Source organism: Agrobacterium sp. AGB01, assembly GCF_014851585.1.
Taxonomy (GTDB): Bacteria; Pseudomonadota; Alphaproteobacteria; order Rhizobiales; family Rhizobiaceae; genus Agrobacterium.
Genome location: NZ_JACVAB010000002.1, coordinates 476717 through 491668 on the forward strand (window position 1 = coordinate 476717; position 14952 = coordinate 491668).

15 protein-coding genes are annotated in these 14952 nt (G+C 54.9%); 7 read left to right on the forward strand and 8 right to left on the reverse strand.

Annotation, left to right across the window (positions count from 1 at the left end; genetic code table 11):
• Positions 1–69 precede the first annotated feature (69 nt).
• Positions 70–1110: a D-xylose ABC transporter substrate-binding protein gene (xylF, locus tag IB237_RS08995; RefSeq protein ID WP_192488307.1), complete on the reverse strand. Its 1041-nt coding sequence runs from the start codon at positions 1108–1110 to the stop codon at positions 70–72.
• A 333-nt stretch (positions 1111–1443) separates the two neighbouring features.
• Between xylF and IB237_RS09000 the strand changes: the two genes are divergently transcribed.
• Positions 1444–2631: an ROK family transcriptional regulator gene (locus tag IB237_RS09000; protein ID WP_192488845.1), complete on the forward strand. Its 1188-nt coding sequence runs from the start codon at positions 1444–1446 to the stop codon at positions 2629–2631.
• A gap of 18 nt (positions 2632–2649) precedes the next feature.
• On the forward strand, positions 2650–2889 hold the full coding sequence (locus IB237_RS09005) for a hypothetical protein (RefSeq protein WP_192488308.1): 240 nt from the start codon (positions 2650–2652) through the stop codon (positions 2887–2889).
• Here IB237_RS09005 and IB237_RS09010 read toward each other — a convergent pair.
• Entirely contained in the window at positions 2879–3331 is a 453-nt protein-coding gene (locus IB237_RS09010; RefSeq protein ID WP_192488309.1) for a hypothetical protein, read from the reverse strand. The two genes, IB237_RS09005 and IB237_RS09010, sit on opposite strands and share 11 nt — an antisense overlap.
• A 41-nt stretch (positions 3332–3372) precedes the next feature.
• Positions 3373–4419, reverse strand: a complete 1047-nt coding sequence (locus tag IB237_RS09015; protein ID WP_192488310.1) for a LysR family transcriptional regulator — start codon at positions 4417–4419, stop codon at positions 3373–3375.
• 251 nt (positions 4420–4670) lie between these two features.
• Here IB237_RS09015 and chvE point away from each other — a divergent pair, with 251 nt between their 5' ends.
• From chvE to araD1, 4 genes are all read left to right on the forward strand, one after another.
• Positions 4671–5735 carry a multiple monosaccharide ABC transporter substrate-binding protein gene (chvE, locus tag IB237_RS09020; RefSeq protein ID WP_192488311.1) on the forward strand — a complete coding sequence of 355 codons (1065 nt, stop codon included), beginning with the start codon at positions 4671–4673 and terminating at the stop codon, positions 5733–5735.
• A gap of 91 nt (positions 5736–5826) precedes the next feature.
• Positions 5827–7365, forward strand: a complete 1539-nt coding sequence (gene gguA / locus IB237_RS09025; protein ID WP_192488312.1) for a sugar ABC transporter ATP-binding protein GguA — start codon at positions 5827–5829, stop codon at positions 7363–7365.
• Positions 7362–8558, forward strand: a complete 1197-nt coding sequence (gene mmsB / locus IB237_RS09030; protein WP_192488313.1) for a multiple monosaccharide ABC transporter permease — start codon at positions 7362–7364, stop codon at positions 8556–8558. Before gguA ends, mmsB begins: the two co-directional genes overlap by 4 nt.
• Positions 8559–8657: 99 nt before the next feature.
• Positions 8658–9653, forward strand: coding sequence for an AraD1 family protein (gene araD1 / locus IB237_RS09035; protein ID WP_192488314.1), 996 nt, complete (start codon positions 8658–8660; stop codon positions 9651–9653).
• 82 nt (positions 9654–9735) lie between these two features.
• Here araD1 and IB237_RS09040 read toward each other — a convergent pair whose 3' ends face one another.
• Positions 9736–10146: a VOC family protein gene (locus IB237_RS09040; RefSeq protein ID WP_192488315.1), complete on the reverse strand. Its 411-nt coding sequence runs from the start codon at positions 10144–10146 to the stop codon at positions 9736–9738.
• A gap of 103 nt (positions 10147–10249) precedes the next feature.
• Here IB237_RS09040 and IB237_RS09045 point away from each other — a divergent pair, with 103 nt between their 5' ends.
• Positions 10250–11059: a transglutaminase family protein gene (locus tag IB237_RS09045; RefSeq protein WP_246787764.1), complete on the forward strand. Its 810-nt coding sequence runs from the start codon at positions 10250–10252 to the stop codon at positions 11057–11059.
• Here the strand turns inward: IB237_RS09045 and IB237_RS09050 are convergent.
• From IB237_RS09050 to IB237_RS09065, 4 genes are read right to left on the reverse strand one after another with little or no spacing between them, the layout of a single operon-like run.
• Positions 11056–11658 (reverse strand): bifunctional 2-polyprenyl-6-hydroxyphenol methylase/3-demethylubiquinol 3-O-methyltransferase UbiG, encoded by a 603-nt coding sequence (locus tag IB237_RS09050; RefSeq protein WP_192488316.1) that lies wholly within the window; start codon positions 11656–11658, stop codon positions 11056–11058. The genes IB237_RS09045 and IB237_RS09050 overlap by 4 nt on opposite strands.
• 13 nt (positions 11659–11671) lie before the next feature.
• On the reverse strand, positions 11672–12487 hold the full coding sequence (locus tag IB237_RS09055; RefSeq protein WP_192488317.1) for a transglutaminase family protein: 816 nt from the start codon (positions 12485–12487) through the stop codon (positions 11672–11674).
• Between the two features lie 19 nt (positions 12488–12506).
• Complete coding sequence (locus tag IB237_RS09060) at positions 12507–13448, reverse strand: alpha-E domain-containing protein (RefSeq protein ID WP_192488318.1); 942 nt, start codon at positions 13446–13448, stop codon at positions 12507–12509.
• 3 nt (positions 13449–13451) lie between these two features.
• Positions 13452–14861 (reverse strand): circularly permuted type 2 ATP-grasp protein, encoded by a 1410-nt coding sequence (locus tag IB237_RS09065; protein ID WP_192488319.1) that lies wholly within the window; start codon positions 14859–14861, stop codon positions 13452–13454.
• Between the last annotated feature and the right edge of the window lie 91 nt (positions 14862–14952).

Sequence of the window (14952 nt, forward strand, 5' to 3'; positions counted from 1 at the left end):
CATTTCACTCCGAAGGCGCCGCGGAGCAGATGGCTTCGCGGCGCTTTGGAAAGGGTGGTGTCTATGCGATTATTCGCAGGCCTTGACCGAACCGGCCTTTACGCCCTGGCAAGCGGTTTCCTTCGGAATCCAGCCTGCTTCGATAACCACATTCAAGTTGTCCTTGGTGATGGCAATCGGCTTGAGGAAGACGGACTGCATGGCAACTTTCTTAGGTCCGCCTTCAAAGCTTGTTACGCCCTTGATTTCGGACATCTTTTTGCCACCGGCCAGTTCCAGCGCGATGTTGGCTGCTTCCTTGCCCAGTTCGCGGCTGTCCTTCCAGACAGACACGGTCTGTGTGCCGAGAGCCACGCGGTTCAGGGCTGCAAAGTCAGCGTCCTGACCGGAAACCGGAACGGAACCTGCCATGCCCTGCGCTGCGAGCGCGGCAATCGCGCCACCAGCCGTACCGTCGTTGGATGCAACCACGGCGTCAACCTTGTTGTTGTTGGCGGTCAGGAACTGCTCCATGTTCTTCTGGGCATTTTCCGGCTTCCAGCCATCTGTATAGGCTTCACCGACATTCTTGATCTTGCCGCCTTCAACCGCAGCCTTCAGCACTTCCTGCTGGCCGGCAAACAGGAAGTCTGCGTTCGGGTCAGAAGACGAGCCCTTGATGAAAACGTAATTGCCTTCCGGCTTGACCTTGAACACTTCCTGCGCCTGCAGACGACCAACTTCCTTGTTATCGAAAGTGATGTAGAAGGCGTCCTTGTTTTCGATCAGGCGGTCGTAACCAACAACCGGAATACCTTCAGCGACCGCTTTTTCAACGGCTGGGCCAATGGCATCGCTGTCCTGCGCCAGAACGATCAGGGCGTTGGCGCCTTGCGAGATCAGGGCTTCAACGTCGGTCAACTGCTTGGCAGCGGAAGACTGGGCGTCAGCGGAAATGTACTTGGCACCAGCGGCTTCAAGGGCTTTCTTGATGGCGGCTTCGTCAGTCTTCCAGCGTTCTTCCTGGAAGTTGGACCAAGACACGCCAACAACGAGGTCCGCTGCCATGGCAGCGCCGTGCAGTGAAACGAGTAAAGCCGTTCCGGCCAATAACTTGGCTAATGATTTCATGATGTCCTCCCGGATGTGACAGGTAGCGTCCGCACCTCCATGCGTTTTCTACTGTCTGAATTTGCTGTCCGAGTATGCCCTATGCATTTTTTCTCGACAGTCGAGAAATTAAATGGCAGAGATTCCGAAAGCTGTCAACCAGACGTAGTGCTTCGCAATCACGTCGGATCAGCCAAGGTTTCGGGAGGAGCCGGATAACACTTGTACTGTGAGGGCGCCGGGCTTATCTGGCGCTGGCGGCAGCGCTGTGTTGTTCGTAATGAGGGACGTATTTTGCCGCTTTCGGCCATATCCAGCACTGAACTGGTTCGTCAGAAGAACAGTCTTCTGGTGATGTCGGCGCTGCGCCATCACGGCAATCTTTCGCACACCGAGATTTCATCCTTTACCGGCCTTGCCTCGGGCACCGTGTCGGCGATTACAGCCGAGTTGGAGAAAAGCAGGTTGATCCTGCGCACCGAGCAGCAGTCGGCGCAGGGGCGGGGACGTCCTCGTGTTCTGTTCACACCCAATGCCGCCTGCGCCTATCTGGCGGTGGTCATCATATCATCAGACGCCATCCAGTATTCACTCGCCGACTACAACGGCAAACTGATCGACCGCTTTTCCGAACGACGGCAGGAAACGCAACGCGGCGATTTCGTGGCGGCAATCAACACGGGGCTTGCACGCCTTGCCAGCCGTTCGCGGATTACCCATGAGGCGATCCGCCATTTGTCGATCAGCAGCAAGGGTCTGGTGGATCCAGCCGGTGGGCGGCTTGTCTGGTCGCCGGTGCTGGGGGACGAACAGGTCGACTTTCATGACGATCTCGCCGAGGTCTGGCAAAATCGCGTTGCGGTCAACAATGAAACTCTTCTGGTGGCCGAAGCCTTGTGGATGCGTCAGCAAACCAAACCGGATAGTTTGTTGACCGGGGGCAAGGGCATGCTGGCGGCACTGTCGCTTGGTCACAGCATCGGGCTTGGTATTGCCCGTTCAACGGCAAGCGGTTTTGAAGTGGTTGCACCGAATTTCGGGCACATGTTGCACATGCCGGGCGCTGCGCTTTGTCGATGTGGTTCGCGTGGCTGTATTGAAGCCTATTGCGGGTTCTACGCCATTTTGCGAACGGCCTTTGAAGTGCCGCCGGACACGATACCGGCGAAATTTGTGCCGTTGGCTGAACTGGACAAGATTGCCAGCAATGCCCGCCATGGTAACCGCATGGCCGCCTTCGCATTCCGGCAGGCCGGACTTGCGCTCGGCAATGGCCTTGCGCGCCTGTTCAGCCTTCATGATCATATGCCGGTCTTTGTCACCGGGCCGGGCACACGGTATTATGATCTGCTGCAGGGCGGCATTCTGGAAGGGCTTTTACAGTCACAAGCCGTGCGTTTTGGCGGTTTACCGGCCATTCACGTCGAACTTAATGAACCAGAACTGGTTTTTGAGGGGCATATGGGGCTTGCATTGTCACGCATGGATGAAGATATGGTCTCGGCGGGAATGACAACACCCCCCAGCGCACAGGCGGGGTGATCCAAACGGGAGAGATTTATGCAGCTCATTGATACCAATCATCCGATTTACCGTCCGCTATGGGTGCGGCTTTTGATTGTTATCTCCTGTACTGTGTGGTCTCTGATTGAGTTCTTTATCACGCAGGAAGCATTCTGGGGCACGATCGTCGGCGGCGTTGCTGCCTATTCCGCCTATATGCTGTTGTTTACATTCAAGCCCGCACCACCGGTCGAACAAAAGCCTGATGTGGCCAAAGACGACGAGGCTAACGACTGATCAGCTTGATGGCCTGATCGATCAGCAGATTGGCCGCTGTCATGCGGGCATGGGCGTTGGCACGAAAGTCGGGTGACAGCCGGTCGGGGTGATTGAGCTTGGCAAAAGCGCGACGTTTTTCCGACAAGCTTTCGACCGTGTCTTTGTCATCGATTGCCAGTTCATCGGAAACGTCAGCCAGTGACGTCCGCTCGAGATAGGCGGGCATTGGTTCCGGTTCGGGCTCCGGCTCAGGTTCTGGTGGGTCGGGCAGAAAGTCGAGATAGGCATCGAAGGCTGCGCCAAACCGTTCAGGATCGGGTCGTTCTGTCTCCAGCACAAAACTTGTCGTGAAACCGGTAACCGTCTTGTGCGGTATAACTGCTTCTTCCTGTGCCAGTTCTTCCGCTTCCTGGTTCAGCCGTTCAATAACGGACTGAAAGACGGATTGTCCAAAAAGCATGTCTTCCTCCTTCGTTGAGGTGAGCGTTGCCGCTTCAGACCTTATGCATTGGAAAGATGGCGCAGGGCTTGCAGCGGTGAATAGGTGGTGGACGCGACGTTGCGGCTTTCTTCGAGAACAAGGTCGTAAAGCAGTTGAGCGCTGGGCGGCAGGGCGCGGTCCTTTGCGGTGATCAGGCTGTAGGGTTTCAGGTTCAGCTCAAAGTCGGTTGGCAGAATGCGAATCTCCCCGACCTGCGAGCTTTGCCCCGCAACAAACTCCGCCATGTCATAGGCGAGCGGTGCAATGGCGTTGGTTTTGCAGACGATCGCCAGCGTCAGCACCACGGATGGTGTGTTGATGATGTTGCGTGGCATCGGTGCGCCATTCGCCACAAAAATCTCTTCCATGGTGCGACGAAGCAGGGCGCCCGGCGGCTGGAAAACCCAGTCAAAATTTGACAGATCCTGCAGGCGGGCAGGGCCATTATCGAGCAGCGGATGGCCCTTTCGTACCAGAAGACAGGCACGCTCGACGCCAATTTCATGGGCGTTGAAGGGAGCCGGGTTCAAGTCTTCGGGTATACGACCGATGATAAAGTCCTGACGAGCGGCCAAGAGATCGCGCGCCAGTACGTTACTGGTTTCTACCTGTACGTTGATTTCAATGCCCGGATAGGTCTCCACGGCGCGGCTGATGGCGGGCACCACCATGCTGATGGCGGGTGCGGTGACCGAGCCGATAAACACCGATCCGCCGCTGCCGGATTTCATCTGGGCAAGTTCGCGCCCGGCCTCGCGCAGTTCCAAAAGTATCTTGCGGGCACGAAGGGCAAGAGCCTCACCGAACTGTGTCAAGACGACGCCACGGGAGGCGCGCTGACAGAGTGGACTTTTGACGATTGATTCCATTTCGGACAACATGCGTGATGCGGCCGGTTGCGTCATGTTGAGGGCTGCCGCCGCAGCGCTGACTTGTCCATGGTCTTTTATCATGACCAGCATACGAAGATGGGCCATCTTCAAGCCTGCACGCAAAAGTGGATTATCCTCGACTGCTGAGAAAAAATCATCCCTATCAAGTGCGTTTTGCTCTCTTGAGTTGCTCATAATGTCACATCTCGCCAATTTCGGGTGTTATATCGATTTAATATATCAGAATTGATATGACAAACGCCAGATATTCTATTTGACAGTTATATGGATTCAGAACAGTTTGCACCTGTGCCGTGGAGGAGCGGCGGGCAGGCGTACTGATAAGTAAAAAACCGTCCTGTCCAAATCTGCCTCCTTACAATTCTGGCATGGATTTGAAGGCGGCGCCTGGGGCGCGCCTGACAAGGGTTCAAAGGGAGAGATTTATGAAATCCATCGTCTCGTTAATGGCAGCCTGTGCCATCGGCGTTGCAAGCTTTGCTGCGCCTGTATTCGCTCAGGATAAGGGCACCGTCGGCATCGCAATGCCAACGAAGTCCTCTGCACGCTGGATCGACGACGGCAACAACATCGTCAAGCAGCTTCAGGACGCTGGCTACGCCACAGACCTGCAGTATGCTGACGACGACATTCCGAACCAGCTTTCGCAGATTGAAAACATGGTAACTAAGGGCGTCAAGGTTCTGGTTATCGCTTCGATCGACGGCACGACTCTGTCTGACGTTCTGCAGCAGGCTGCTGACAAGGGCGTCAAGGTCATCGCTTACGACCGCCTGATCCGTAACAGCGGCAACGTTGACTACTACGCAACCTTCGACAACTTCCAGGTTGGCGTTCTGCAGGCAACTTCGATCACGGACAAGCTCGGCCTCAAGGATGGCAAGGGCCCGTTCAACATCGAACTGTTCGGTGGTTCTCCGGACGATAACAACGCATTTTTCTTCTACGATGGTGCGATGTCTGTTCTTCAGCCTTACATCGACAGCGGCAAGCTGGTCGTGAAGTCTGGACAGACCGGCATGGACAAGGTTGGTACACTGCGTTGGGACCCAGCAACGGCCCAGGCCCGTATGGATAACCTGCTCTCCGCATTCTACACAGATGCAAAGGTTGATGCAGTTCTGTCGCCTTACGATGGTCTGTCCATCGGTATCTTGTCTTCGCTGAAGGGCGTTGGCTACGGTTCTGGCGATCTGCCGCTGCCTGTTGTTTCCGGTCAGGACGCTGAAGTTCCGTCCGTCAAGTCGATCATCGCTGGCGAACAGTACTCCACGATCTTCAAGGACACACGCGAGCTGGCCAAGGTTACCGTTGGCATGGTCAATGCCGTTATGCAGGGCAAAGAACCTGAAGTTAACGACACCAAGACCTACGAAAACGGCGTGAAGGTTGTTCCTTCCTACCTGTTGAAGCCAGTTGCTGTAACCAAGGACAACTACAAGGAAGTTCTGGTTGACGGCGGTTACTACACAGAAGACCAGCTGAAGTAATCTGTTTCTGAATGCCGGGGGTGGAGCATCGTCTTCTCCCCCGGATTTTGTTTGAAAAAATCGCCGGATTAAACCGGCGCTGGATTTTGATATGGACGATACCATTCTCGAAATGCGGAATATCACCAAGACGTTCCCCGGCGTTAAAGCGCTGGAGAATGTGAACCTCAAGGTTCGCAAGGGTGAAATTCACGCACTCGTCGGTGAGAACGGCGCAGGAAAATCGACCTTGATGAAGGTTCTTTCCGGTGTATATCCCGCGGGCTCTTACGACGGCGAAATTCATTACGAAGGTCAGGTGCGTAATTTCCGCGCCATCAATGACAGTGAAGATATTGGCATCATTATCATTCACCAGGAGCTGGCGCTCGTGCCGCTGCTGTCGATTGCCGAGAACATTTTTCTGGGCAATGAAATCGCCACCAATGGCGTGATCAGCTGGCAGCAGACGTTCAATCGCACGCGTGAGCTTCTGAAGAAGGTCGGGTTGAAAGAATCGCCTGAAACTCTGGTTACCGATATTGGCGTGGGCAAGCAGCAGCTTGTTGAAATCGCCAAGGCGCTGTCCAAGAGCGTGAAGCTGCTCATTCTCGATGAGCCGACAGCTTCGCTCAACGAAAGCGATTCCGATGCACTTCTCAACCTGCTGATTGAATTCCGCAATCAGGGTCTGACCTCGATCATCATCACGCACAAGCTAAACGAAGTGCGCAAGGTGGCCGACCAGATCACGGTTCTGCGCGACGGCATGACCGTCAAGACGCTGGACTGTCACAAGGAAGAGATCAGCGAAGACGTCATCATCCGCAACATGGTGGGCCGAGATCTCGAAGATCGTTATCCGCCACGCAACGTGCCGATTGGCGAGACCATTCTTGAGGTCAAGAACTGGAACGCCTTCCACCAGCAGCACCGTGACCGTCAGGTCTTGCATGATATCAACGTTACCGTCCGTAAGGGCGAGGTGGTCGGTATCGCAGGTTTGATGGGCGCAGGACGTACCGAATTCGCCATGAGCGTGTTCGGCAAGTCCTATGGCCACAAGATCAGCGGAGACGTGCTGATCGATGGCAAGCCGGTAGATGTCAGCACGGTTCGCAAGGCGATTGATGCCGGGCTTGCCTATGTGACGGAAGACCGTAAACATCTTGGTCTGGTGTTGAATGACAACATTCTGCACAATACCACGCTTGCCAATCTTGCCGGTGTTTCCAAGGCATCCGTCATCGACGATATCAAAGAAATGAAGGTCGCAACGGATTTCCGTTCGCGCCTGCGCATCCGTTCACACGGCATTTTCCAGGAAACGGTCAATCTCTCCGGCGGCAACCAGCAAAAGGTTGTGCTGTCTAAGTGGCTGTTTTCTAACCCCGAGGTTCTTATCCTCGACGAACCGACGCGCGGTATCGACGTCGGTGCGAAATACGAAATCTACACCATCATCAACCAGCTTGCCGCCGATGGAAAAGGCGTTCTGATGATCTCATCAGAAATGCCTGAACTGCTCGGTAACTGCGACCGCATCTACGTCATGAACGAAGGACGCATCGTCGCTGAACTGCCGAAGGGAGAGGCGAGCCAGGAAAGCATCATGCGCGCTATCATGCGCTCAGGGGAGAAGAACTCATGAGTTCGGCCAATACCAATACCGAAGAAAGCAACGTCGTTTCCATCTCGTCCTATCTGCGGAGTAATATCCGGGAATACGGGATGCTGCTTGCGCTCGTCGCGATCATGCTGTTCTTCCAGGTTTATACCGGTGGCATTCTGTTTGCTCCAACCAACCTGACCAACCTCGTGCTGCAGAACTCGTTCATCGTCATCATGGCGCTGGGCATGTTGCTGGTCATCGTGGCAGGGCATATCGACCTTTCCGTCGGTTCAATCGTTGCTTTTGTCGGGGCGATTGCGGCTATCTTGACCGTTCAATGGGGCTGGCACCCGCTCTTGGCAGCTATTGTCTGTCTGGCAGTCGGTGGCGTTATCGGTGCGGCACAGGGTTACTGGATTGCCTATCACCGCATTCCATCGTTCATTGTGACGCTGGCGGGCATGTTGGTGTTCCGTGGTCTGACGCTGTTCGTGCTGGGTGGCAAGAACATCGGTCCGTTCCCACGTGACTTTCAGATCATCAGCACCGGCTTCCTGCCGGATATCGGTGGCATCGAAGGTCTCAACACCACATCGATGATCATAACCATCCTGATCCCTCTGGTTATGTTCTTCCTCAGCTGGCGTCGCCGTGTGGTCAACCAGAGCCACGGTATCGATGTTGAACCGCTCAGCTTCTTTGTTATCCAGAACGTGCTGGTAACGGCTGCGATCTTGTTCCTTGGTTATAAGCTGTCGGCCAACCGTGGTCTGCCGAACGTTCTGATCGTCATGCTGGTGCTGATTGCTTTCTACAGCTTCATTACCCGTCGCACGACCATTGGCCGCCGTATCTACGCGCTGGGTGGCAACGAAAAGGCAACCAAGCTTTCCGGTATCAACACCGAGCGCTTGAGCTTCCTGACCTTCGTCAACATGGGTGTTCTGGCCGGCCTTGCTGGCATGATCATCGCAACCCGCCTCAACTCGGCAACGCCGAAGGCCGGTGTGGGCTTCGAGCTTGACGTGATCGCGGCCTGCTTCATCGGTGGCGCCTCGGCATCCGGCGGCGTGGGCAAGATCACCGGTGCTGTTATCGGCGCTTTCATCATGGGTGTGATGAACAACGGCATGTCGATTGTCGGTCTTGGCATCGACTTCCAGCAGATGGTCAAGGGCCTCGTGCTGCTGGCTGCCGTCTTCTTCGACGTCTACAACAAGAACAAGGGCTGATCTTCGGATCAGCCTTCCATCTTCACTACAGAGGTTTTTCACGGCCGTTCAGCGGCCGTGTTCATGTCTAAAGCTTTTAATGCCGGGAAAGGAAATACCGTGCTGATTTCACAGGTCAAGGATGCCAGTGGCAAGCTGGTGGTCGCTGTTCGCGAAGACGCTGGCGAGGCGCGTGCCGTCAACAATGCTGATTCCGTTTATGCATTGGCAATCGAAGCCGCAAACAGCGGCAAGAGCCTTGCTGATGTTGTTAAGGCCCATGGTCTTGGCGATGTCGTGGATCTCGAGAAGGCCTATGCTGAAGGTCGTTTTCTGCCGCCGATCACCCATCCGGATCCTGCACACCTGCACCTGACGGGCACCGGCCTGACCCACCTCGGTTCCGCTGCAACGCGTGACAGCATGCACAAGAAGGCCAACGATACGGCCGAAGAAACGCTGACCGACTCCATGAAGATGTTCAAGATGGGTCTTGAGAACGGCAAGCCGAAGGCTGGCGAAAAGGGCGTTCAGCCGGAGTGGTTCTACAAGGGTAACGGTTACGTTGCCACCGCACCGGGTGCTGCACTGCTGTCTCCTTCGTTCGCCTTGGACGGTGGTGAAGAGCCTGAAATGGCTGGCATCTACGTTATCTCGGACAAGGGCGAGCCCTTCCGTATCGGTTTTGCCGTTTCCAACGAGTTTTCCGACCACGTGACAGAGCGGGTCAACTACCTGTATCTGGCACACTCCAAGCTGCGTCCTGCAAGCTTTGGTCCAGAAATCCGCGTTGGTGCGCCACCTGCCGACATTCGCGGTACATCGCGTATTCTTCGAAACGGCAAGGCAATCTTCGAAAAGCCATTCCTGTCGGGTGAGGACAACATGTCCCATACGTTCGAGAACCTTGAATACCACCATTTCAAATATGGCCTGTTCCGCGCACCGGGCGATGTGCATGTTCACATGTTCGGTACGGCAACCCTTTCCTTCGCGGATGGCGTGAAGCCTGAGGCTGGCGATGTGTTCGAGATTGAAGCTGCTGGCTTCGGTCTGCCGCTGAAGAACCCGCTCAAGGTTGAAGCTGAAGAGACCATTGCGGTAAAGCAGCTCTGATTTCCCGAGCGCGTATGCGCTCTCTTTGACGACTATTGAAAGCCCTGAACCTTGCGGTTCGGGGCTTTTCTTTTTGGGGGCGTTATTGCGGGTTCCAGAGGCCGGCCTCACCAACCTCCACAGAGTTGCCCGAGGGGTCTCTGATGTAGATGGAATAAGAACCGTTGCTCCAGCGTTGATAGTGCTCAACCTCGATGCCCAGTGACAGGAAATGGTCTCTCCATCTGTCGACCTCGGTTTTGCTGTCGACGCGGAAGCAAAAGTGGCCGCTGCCATTGGTGCCGTGACGTGGGATGGGATTGGAGGGATCGGCCATGCGAGATTTCTCCGGGTCGAAGATCAGCAGCATCTGTTGGCCGCAGCGGAAAAATACAAATTGCCCGGCCAGTTTTCGCACAATCTCAAGCCCGAATACGTCGTGATAGAAGCGCTCTGCTGCATTGAGATCATCGGCGTAAATCACCGTTTCGAGAATGGCTTTTGGGGGGTGCATGGTCTCCTCCGTTGTCCAAGTAACGTATCAAGCACGTCTCTGTGTTCGCGCTCTTCAAATTAGCGCTTGAACCTCTAGTCGCTGTAGCTTGTAGGCTTTCACCATGAAGTTGAAGGATGGCGCCATTATGGAAGACGAAGCAAGGAAATATCTCGCAGAAACTGCTCTGCTGAATTTCGGATCAGCCAGTATTCAATCGCTGGTGAAAGCACGAGGCTGGACTGAGCTGTCTGCTTATGCCCGGATTGGCGCGGTCTATGACTATGTCGGAAATGAAATCAGGTTTGGCTACAACAGTGCCGACGATATTCCGGCCAGTGATGTGTTGGCTGATGGTTACGGCCAGTGCAACACCAAGGCGACGCTGCTGATGGCATTGTTGCGGGTCGTCAACATCCAGTGCCGCTTGCATGGTTTTACCATCCACAAGGGTTTGCAACGTGGCATCGTACCAGAACTGGTCTACGGTCTTGCGCCTGACAATATCCTGCATAGTTGGGTGGAGGTGCATCATGAGGGCACTTGGGTGGAACTGGAGGGCTTCATTCTGGACGCGGCATTTCTGAAAGTTTTGCAGGGTCGGTTTGCGGGGCAGGGTACATCACTGTGTGGTTACGGTGCAGGCACCGATTGTCTTGAGGAGCCGGCCGTCGAATGGAATGGTCGCAGCACCTACATTCAGAAAACCGGCATCAATACCGATCTTGGCCTCTTCGACAGTCCGGATGTCTTTTATCGCCAGCATAGACAGGCGATCACCGGGTTGAAGGGCCTGTTATATCGCAGCGTCATCCGGCATTGGATGAATGCTCGCGTTGCCAAAATTCGCGGTGGCCAGATACCAATTATTCCGGGAGGACCAACAGCACATGTGCATCAACCGGGTGGCGTTCTTGCGAAACGGAACGGTTAGGGTTTAACCGCAGTGACTTGAAGCCATTTTGTGGGTTGCCTGTCATAGCCACTGCCGTTCGCGGCCACCACTGACAGGCTGGCCCAGGGATATTGGTTATAGACTTCGCGTAGCCAGACTTCCGAGGGGTAGTTGAAATAGCGATCAAACTGATCGCGCCCCTCTTTTTCTCCTGCCTTGAAACTGGCGTAGAAAACGCCGCCGTCCTTCAAGGCAGCGTGGATGCGACCGATGATGTCACCAAGGGTGGCGCGGGGTACGTGCAGAAGGCAGGCATTGGCCCATATGCCATGATAGGTTTGCTTGGCATCGATATCGTCAAACAGCAGAGTTTTGACGGGAATGCCAAGCCTCAGCGCTGCGGCTTGTGCAATTTCCGCCGTGCCGTCAGTGGGATGCACGTCAAACCCTTGGGCAATCATCACTTCGCTGTCTTGTCCGGCCCCGCAGCCAAGTTCAAGAATGCTGGCTTCCGGCTGAAGCTGAGACAGGAACTGCTTCAACTGTACATGCAATGGTTTTTCGCCGCGCGAGGTATAGGCACCTGCCTCCCGGGCGTAAAAGTCCAGCGTGGCAATGTCGTGTTTGCCGTCTGCCATTCTGGCGTCCGCCTTAGCTCTGTGACTGGCTTTGGGCCTGCTCCACAGTCACCGAGACGTTCAGATCCTCCGTCGAGTTCCCAATCCGCATGCCGGAAACAGGCGCACAATCACGGTAACATAGGCCGGATGCGATTGTGACGTAATGGTCGTTCGGGCAGAGGTTGTTGGCGGCATCAAAACCAACCCAGCCAAGCCCGGTAATATGGGCTTGCGCCCATGCGTGGGTTGCGGCTTGTTCTTTCACGCCATCCATCAGCAGATAACCGGATACGTAACGCGCTGGAATGTTGAGCATTCGAGCGGCGGAAATGAAAATGTGAGTGTGATCCTGACAGACGCCTTTTTGCGCCTCCAGCGCCTGTTCGGCAGTTGTTTCACTGTCCGTTGAACCAGGCAAATATTCAACAGTCTGGTGAATGGTCTCCATCAGGCCATGAAGTTTCGCAAGTTCGTTTTCACCGCTTGCACTGCGGGCCAATTCTCGGATCAGTTTGCCAGGTTTTGTCAGCAGCGTTTCTCGCATGAACAACCAGAGCGGCGCATAGGTGTTGTGCGGGCCGTAGACACCGGCGCGGTCTTCAGTCTCGACCTCGCCTGATGCCGTCACGGTCACGGTCTGACCTTGTCCTTCAAGCTCGACAAGTTCCACACGGTTGCCGAAATGATCGTCGTAGTTGGCTTCAACTGTTGCCCCTTCTACGGTGACCGCCCAATGTCTCACTGTCTGGCCTGGTCCCGTTGTCGGGGTCAGGCGCACACGTTGCAAGGCGTAGGGCACAGGGGCATCATATGTGTAGCGGGTAACGTGGTTTATCTTCAGACGCATTGTTCCATCCGTTTCCCGCTCATTGATAGAAGCGGTACCCTTCCGTTATTTCCTGGCCGAGCTGGCTGTTCCGGTTAACAAACTCCTCGAGGAATTCGTGCAGGCCGCCATCCATGATGCGGGTTACCGTCGTGCTTTTAAGACTTGCGCGAATAGCATCTGCGGTTTCATGTGCCTTGTGCTTTTCATCATAGTCCGAAGCAAGATATCCGAGATTGCTGACGATTTTTTCGTAGCAATAGGCGAGTGAGCGCGGCATTCGGCCGTTGAGGATCAGGAAGTCGGCGATGTTTGCAGGTTTGTATTCAGCATCATAAACCCAGCCATAGGACCGATGCGCCGAAACGGAGCGCAGAATGGATTCCCACTGAGCATTGTCCAGCGAAGAACCGACATGGCTGGCCGCCGGCAACAGCACATAATATTTGACATCCAGAATTCGGGCGGTGTTGTCAGCACGTTCAATGAAGGTGCCGATGCGCGAGAAATTGTAGAGATCGTTGCGCAACATCGAGCCATGGAATGCACCACGCACCAGTCCGGCGCGTTGCTTGATGGCATCGATGCATTGTGGAAGTTCAGCTGCCTTGACCTTTCGGGAAAGCATCGCTTTCACCTCAATCCAGAACTCGTTGGTTGCTTCCCATGTTTCCCGTGTTAGCGCGGTGCGGACCATGCGGGCATTGTTACGACCCGCTTCGATGCACGACATCACGCTGGAAGGGTTGCTGCTGTCTCGTAACAGATAATCGATGGCGTCGCTTGAGGTGACGCGCTCGTGTATCTCGGCAAAACTTTCGCGCACACCAGCGCTTTGCAACACGCCATCCCAGTCTTCATCACCGGTACCACTGCGTGTCAGAGAAACGCGCAATCCCGCATCAATGAGGCGTGCGATGTTTTCGGCACGCTCGATGTACCGGAACATCCAATAAAGTCCGTTTGCAGTCCGTCCCAGCATGTTTCAGTCCTCCAGTACCCATGTATCCTTGGTGCCGCCGCCCTGACTGGAATTTACGACCAGCGAGCCGGCCTTCAGCGCAACGCGCGTCAAGCCACCGGGGATAATGCGAACCTTGTCGGAAACCAAAACATAAGGGCGCAGATCGACATGGCGCGGGGCAATGCCGTTCTTGACCATGATTGGAACTGTTGAAAGCGAAAGTGTTGGCTGGGCAATGTAGTTTGCGGGTCGAGCTCGCAGCTTTTCGGCAAACTGGGTACGTTCCTTCTTGCTGGCTGTCGGGCCAACAAGCATGCCGTAACCACCGGAGCCATGGACTTCCTTAACGACGAGTTCGGCAAGGTTATCAAGCACGTATCTCAGACTGTCCGGTTCGGAGCAGCGCCAGGTTGGCACGTTTTCCAGAAGTGGTTTGCGGCCGGTGTAGAACTCGACGATTTCAGGCATGTAGGAATAGATCGCCTTGTCGTCGGAAATGCCGGTGCCGGGCGCGTTGGCAATGGTGATGTTGCCTGCGCGGTAGACATCCATGATGCCGGGAATGCCCAGTGCCGAATCCGGACGGAAGGTGAGCGGATCAAGGAAGTCGTCGTCAACACGACGGTAGAGCACATCGATGGCCTCGTAGCCACGTGTGGTCCGCATCTTGACCTTACCATCCATCACCCGAAGGTCAGAGCCTTCCACCAATTCCACGCCCATCATGTCGGCAAGGAAGGAATGTTCATAATAGGCGGAGTTGTAGATACCGGGTGTCAGTACGGCGACGCGCGGTTTGCCGGTGCAACCGGGTGGTGCCAGAGACGAAAGAGACTGACGCAGCAGATAAGGATAATCCTCAACCCGCTGTACCTTGTTCTCGTGGAAAAGTTCCGGAAACATCTGCATCATGGTTTCGCGGTTTTCCAGCATGTAGCTGACACCTGAAGGTGTACGCGCATTGTCCTCCAGCACGTAAAACTGGTCTTCGCCAGTGCGGACAATGTCCGTGCCGACAATGTGGGTGTAAACGCCGCCTGGTGGTGTGAAGCCGATCATTTCTGGCAGAAAGGCTTCGTTTTTCTCGATCAATTCCCGCGGAATACGTCCGGCGCGAATGATTTCCTGCTTGTGATAGATATCATCAAGGAAAGAGTTAAGCGCGAGAACGCGCTGCTCGATGCCCTGTGCCAGCTTTCGCCACTCACGGCCTGAAATGATGCGGGGAATAATGTCGAAGGGGATAAGCTTTTCGGCGCTGTCGGCATGTCCGTAGACTGCGAAGGTAATGCCAGTTTTTCGGAAGATCTTTTCTGCATCTTCTGACTTGCGGATCAGGTGCGCCCTGTCCTGGCGGTCGTACCACTCGTTATAGTTTTGATATGGGCTTCGCGGAGCGTTGTCCGCACTTATCATTTCGTCAAATGCCAACGGTATGTTCCCCATTTTTTACCATTTGAATACAACGACAGAAGCAATGCAAGAACCATGCGCAGTTCAGCAAAAAGATTTTTTATTCGTT